General features: G+C 42.0%; 3 protein-coding genes. 2 read left to right on the forward strand and 1 reads right to left on the reverse strand.

Annotated elements, in window-relative coordinates:
• Positions 1 to 111: 111 nt before the first annotated feature.
• Positions 112 to 1,524 carry an NADP-dependent phosphogluconate dehydrogenase gene (gene gndA, locus WBM49_RS01740; RefSeq protein WP_424370340.1) on the reverse strand — a complete coding sequence of 471 codons (1,413 nt, stop codon included), beginning with the start codon at positions 1,522 to 1,524 and terminating at the stop codon, positions 112 to 114.
• 181 nt (positions 1,525 to 1,705) lie between these two features.
• On the opposite strand from gndA, the gene zwf reads away from it, so the two are divergent.
• Entirely contained in the window at positions 1,706 to 3,238 is a 1,533-nt protein-coding gene (gene zwf / locus WBM49_RS01745; RefSeq protein ID WP_424370341.1) for a glucose-6-phosphate dehydrogenase, read from the forward strand.
• A gap of 5 nt (positions 3,239 to 3,243) precedes the next feature.
• Positions 3,244 to 3,863: 6-phosphogluconolactonase (gene pgl, locus WBM49_RS01750; RefSeq protein ID WP_424370342.1), on the forward strand; the 620-nt coding region annotated here is incomplete at its 3' end.

The following is a 3,863-nucleotide window of genomic DNA, read 5'->3' on the forward strand; positions in this document are numbered from 1 at the left end:
GTATACTATTTATAGACAGCCTGAAGGACGATGAGTTCTACAACCTGTATACCCGAAGGAAAATGTATTTAAGCAAATAGGAAAACAGTTTTTCTATTGGGATGAATTCACTTAGGCTTCCCATTCCGTATGGAAAATACCATCCTTGTCAGTTCTTTCATAGGTATGAGATCCGAAGTAGTCTCGTTGCGCCTGAATAAGGTTTAAAGGCAGGCGCCCGGAAGTATAGGCATCAAAATAAGTAAGGGAATTAGACAGTCCAGGTAATGGGATTCCGTTGAGTGCCCCATAAGACACTAATTGGCGGGCAGCATCTAGTGTTTCTTTGATCTCCTTAGAGAAAGACGGATCTAACAAAAGGTTGGAAAGTTGTTTATTCCCTTGAAAAGCCTTGGTAATATCGGCCAGTAAGCCCGCTCTGATGATGCACCCGGCACGCCAGATCTTTGCGATGGTTCCCAAATCGAGATCATAACCGTATTCTTCCGAAGCTTCTGAGAGTTGATGCAATCCCTGTGCATAGGTAACAATAAAGGAAAAGTAAAGTGCTTCCTCAGCCATTGTAACCAGCTTTTCTTTAGATAGGGTGGTGGGTTTCAACTTTCCGTATAATTTTTCGGCAATTAGTCGGTCCGCTTTTAGGGCAGATAATTCTCTCATACTTACCGCAATATCTATACTCGGAATAGGAATACCCAGGTCCATGGCATTTTGGGAGGTCCATTTCCCGGTTCCTTTCTGTTTGGCTTTGTCTAAGATCTTATCTACTAGTTGCCCTGATCCCTGATCGTCATCCTTTGTTAGGATCTCAGCGGTGATCTCCACCAAAAATGACTGCAACCTTCCTTTATTCCAGCTATGAAAGGCCGTATGTAATTCACTATTATTCAGATCTCCAGCTTTTTTCAACACGTCGTAGATCTCGGAGGTTAGTTGCATAAGTCCATATTCAATACCGTTGTGGATCATCTTTACGTAATTCCCGGCAGATTTAGGACCTAAATAGGCCACGCAGGGCTCTCCCTTGTATTTTGCTGAGACAGCCTCAAAAATTGGCTTTACTTCCTTATACGCCTCGCGTGAACCACCAGGCATAATACTGGGACCTTTTCTGGCGCCTTTGGCACCCCCGGAGACCCCAGCTCCAAAAAAGTGGATCCCTTTATCCTTTAAATAGGCTTCTCTTCTGTCTGTATCTGTAAACAACGAATTGCCTCCATCTATAATCAGATCGCCTTTATCCAGAACAGGCAAGAGGCTTTCAATCACATTGTCTACAATTTTGCCGGCAGGGACCAATAACATGATCTTCCTGGGGAGTTCCAGGGAAGATACAAAGGTCTTTAGATCGCTGGTGGCGTTTACGCTATCAAGATCACCGCCCTCTTTTTGCAAGGCCTTAACTTTTTCCTTATCAAGATCATACCCATAGGCTTTAAAGCCATTATCTGAAACGTTCAAAATAAAATTTCTTCCCATGACCCCAAGGCCAACCAATCCAAAATCGTACTTCTTCTCAGACATTGTGCTTTATTTTGTAAATTATTTTTCTATTTTAAGGACCTGTACTTAGCAGAATTAGTGCTTCTGATATACAGAAGAACCCCTCGATATCTTCAAAAGTAATTGAAAATATTCACTTTTAGTACGTACTTTGGGCAATTATACCGGAGGTCCATATCCCCCGGAAATCTAAAGAAAAAAGATGGAAAAGACAGAAAGTCAAATGCTGCTTATTTTTGGAGCCTCCGGGGATCTTACGGCCCGTAAACTCGTTCCAGCCCTTTTTAATTTGTACAAAGGGCAGTTTTTGCCAAAGAATTTTTTGGTGCTGGGAGTAAGCAGATCACCACTTTCGGATTCAGAATTCAGGGATAAAGTGGTCAAGGAAAGCGACCATCTTAAAGCAGATATAGACGAGAAGGGGGCTGATTTTGTCACGGAATTTTCGGACAAGTTATTTTACCATGACCTAGGATCATCTTATGAGGATCCTTACAATTCATTAGCAGACAGGATCAATAGCTTAAACGATGAATACGATACCGCAAATAACTTTATATTTTATCTCTCCACCCCCCCCAATATCTATGAGGTTATTGCAAAGAACCTATCTGAACAGGGGCTAACCATACAGAAGAAGGGTTGGAAACGACTCATCGTAGAAAAACCCTTTGGATATGATCTGGAATCTGCTAAAAAGCTCAATCACAACCTACATAAATATTTTGAGGAAAATCAAATTTTCAGGATAGATCATTATCTGGGTAAAGAGACCGTGCAAAACCTCCTAGTAACCAGGTTTGCCAATAGTATATTCGAGCCCTTATGGAACCGTAATTATATTCAACATGTAGAGATCACCAATGCCGAAAGTGTAGGTGTAGAAAAGCGTGGTGGGTATTACGACAGTTCGGGTGCGCTTCGCGATATGTTTCAAAATCATTTGTTACAAATTGTTTCATTGGTAGTAATGGAGCCTCCTATTGGTTCCACGGCGGAGGAGATCAGGAATGAGAAGGTAAAAGCGCTTAAATCGCTAAGAATAATAAAAGATCACAAGACACTTAATGAAAATACTATCCGAGGGCAGTATCTGGCCGCTACCATCGATGGGAAACAGGTAAAGGGTTACAGAGAAGAAGATGGCGTAGATCCAAATTCAACGACAGAGACTTTTGTGGCTCTCAAGTTTTTTGTAGACAATTGGCGATGGAAAGACGTGCCATTTTTTGTGAGGACCGCGAAACGCATGCCCACTAAAGTGACGGAGATCGTCATATATTTTAAACCCCCGCACCACCATATCTTTATGGATTCAGGGATGAACAACAAGGACAATAAATTAATCATACGGATTCAACCCGATGAAGGGATCCTTATCAAATTTGGCGTAAAGGTCCCGGGCTTAGGATTTAAGGTGGAACGCGCAAATTTAGATTTCTACTACTCCAGTCTGGCAAGAACTAATTTGATGGCTGCTTATGAAAGACTTTTACTAGATGCCATGCAGGGAGACGCTACCTTATATGCCCGTGCAGATGAGGTGGAAGCAGCGTGGGAATTTGTAGATCCCATCCTGGAATACTGGAAAACAAATAAAGAGGCTATGATTTATGGATATTCTGCCGGGGTATGGGGCCCACAGAATTCAGATGATTTAATGGAAGGTGAATATACCTGGCGTAATCCTGGGGCCAACCTGGCCGACGATCCGGGATTCTGTGTAATCAAATAGACACTATGGACCTACAAATTTGCAGTACCAAAGAAGAGGTGGCACAAAACTTTGCCTTGTATTTAGAACATTTTATAAAACATAAGGATATAGTTCATATGGCCCTATCCGGGGGGAGTACGCCTAAAATTGTTTTTGATGAACTCTCCAATACCAATAAATATAAGATAAATTGGACCAAGGTCCATTTGTACTGGGGCGATGAGCGCTGCGTGCCCCCAACGGACGATGAAAGCAACTATAAAATGACAGTGGCTCACTTACTGGAAAATATTGAAATTCCGAAGAGGAACATTCATCGTATCCTGGGTGAAAATGACCCTGTGAAAGAGGCGGTTAGATACGGAGATCTATTGACTAAAAATCTCCCAAATCAGCAAAAGATACCGGTTTTTGATATGGTGATTCTGGGGATGGGAGAAGATGGGCATACTGCCTCAATTTTTCCTTATGAAATAGAATTATGGGATTCTAAAAAGACTTGTGAAGTGGCGATACATCCAGAATCCGGACAAAAACGCATCACGATCACCGGAAAGGTGATCAATAACAGTGAATGGGTAATTTTCCTGGTGACAGGTGCAGGTAAGAAGGACAAAGTGGCTGAGATCATCCATAAAAAAGG

Origin of the sequence: Muriicola sp., from assembly GCF_049669965.1 — a bacterium.
Classification (GTDB): domain Bacteria; phylum Bacteroidota; class Bacteroidia; order Flavobacteriales; family Flavobacteriaceae; genus Muriicola.